At 45.3% G+C, this 1,734-nt stretch carries 2 protein-coding genes; both read right to left on the reverse strand.

Translation table 11 applies throughout. The annotated features are described in order from the left end of the window. The coding region (locus tag H627_RS19515; RefSeq protein ID WP_211225690.1) for a leucine-rich repeat domain-containing protein at positions 1-1,115 on the reverse strand (1,115 nt) is incomplete at its 3' end. Between the two features lies 1 nt (position 1,116). Then, positions 1,117-1,347, reverse strand: coding sequence for a KxYKxGKxW signal peptide domain-containing protein (locus H627_RS20975; RefSeq protein ID WP_081674971.1), 231 nt, complete (start codon positions 1,345-1,347; stop codon positions 1,117-1,119). Between the last annotated feature and the right edge of the window lie 387 nt (positions 1,348-1,734).

Consider the following 1,734-nt stretch of genomic DNA (forward strand, 5'->3'; position numbering starts at 1 on the left):
ACAGTAGGTTTGGGATCGCCGACGTAGGCGGTGAAATCACTCCCGGCAAACGACTGTTGATTGGCTAAGACTGTGAGCTTAACGGTCTTGGTCTGACCATCTGCGGCAGTCAGGACAACGTCATAAGTGCCTGGGGTCGATAAATCAGCTTTGGAGAGATCCACGGAAACCTTGATTGCGTTGCCGTCCTTATCCGTTGCGGAAGCCTTAAAATCGTCAACAGTGGGTGTTGGATCCCCGACACGCATAGTGAAATCATCGGCAGAAATGGATTGCTGGTTGGGCAGAGTTGTGGTGCCAATGAAGCGATATGTGAAATCGGAATTTTGAACAGACCAAGAGTTATCGACAACAGGCACTTTTTTTCCTTCATAATCGATCGGTTGGGAGCCGATAGCTACCGTTTGGTTTATAGCCGACAGATTATTTGGTTTCACAATGCTCCCTTGAAATGATTTGGATAGAGGAGATAAATCACTAATGTGATTGGAGTCTAATTTAACTGTAGTCAAGCTGCTGATGTTCTGCAGCGCAGCCACATCGGTCAGATTGTCATTCTCCAGTTCTAGATAGGATAGCTGTACCGCATTTTTGATTCCGGTGATGTTAGTGAGTGCCGGAAGGTACGCTGCACGCAACGATTGCAGATTCGTGAGCGAGGCAAGCAAATTCAAATTTGACAAGGCGGCGTTACCAGAAATAGTGAGCTTGCTGAAAAGATGCAATCCGCTAAGCGGAGTGAGATCGGTAATGCTGTTATAACCCACTTCAAGATCCGTCAGATTGTGAAGACCGCTCAGAACAGAAATATCACTGATTTTATTAGAGCTGAGATGCAGCTCATGTAAATCAGTTAATTTGGCCAAGGGACTTATGTCTGTAATATTATTGTGATTCAGATCCAGCTGTTGCAACTGAGTCAAATTTGCCAGGGGAGATAGGTCCGAAATGCCATTATTAGTACCAAAGCTGGCAACGCTTAAGATTGACAGATTTGATGCATACTGAAGCCCAGACAAATTGCTGGGCTGATTGTAGTTGATCGACAGTTTGGTCATCTTAGCCAAATCAGCTTGGGTAAAAGCTGAACCAGTAATGATTTTCTCGCTTCGCAACTCAGAGCTGACTGCTTTTTGCAGGTTTTTTATCGGGCATCCACGAATCGACGGACATTGCAGCCGCGGCTGGATTTGTTGCAGCGGCTGACACTGTGACATTAGTCAGCAGGGCAGTACCAAAGGTGATTCCTGTAATTGCGACTGTTAACCATAATTTGCCTGATTTTAGCAGCTTGAAGTGCACTTTCTGATCGTGTGGCACCCTGTGTAAATGCATGGAAACAAACATCTCCTTGTTCTTTTAAGTGACAAACGTGTCTAAAATACAAAGAAAAGTTGGCGCACCCTACTGCACAATTGTTTGGCAACTTGTGTACAACTCAATCTCTCAATTCCTTAGGAGGAAAGGGATAATTTGCGAGGCAATCCAATGTAGCAGAGTCCAAACAAGAATGCCTGAATAATAGGCACGCCAACTCGCTTTTTGCCTAACATGGATATGCCACTGTTAGGCACTTGCAGTATACCATATTCTCCTTACCGGGGGAGAAATTTATTTTCGCCGGGACGAGTTTAATTCCTTCCCGAATTGTCAAATTAAGTGCAACAGTGAAGACTCATCCATGTGAATTGGTTTAGGTAGTGGGCAGGGATTCCTCCAGGCCCAGGGGGGAGG

This window comes from Schleiferilactobacillus harbinensis DSM 16991, assembly GCF_000425885.1.
GTDB lineage: Bacteria > Bacillota > Bacilli > Lactobacillales > Lactobacillaceae > Schleiferilactobacillus > Schleiferilactobacillus harbinensis.

Excerpts from the sequence above, each read along its gene's own strand:
- H627_RS20975 (WP_081674971.1), bottom strand. The coding sequence starts at position 1,347 with ATGTTTGTTTCCATGCATTTACACAGGGTGCCACACGATCAGAAAGTG.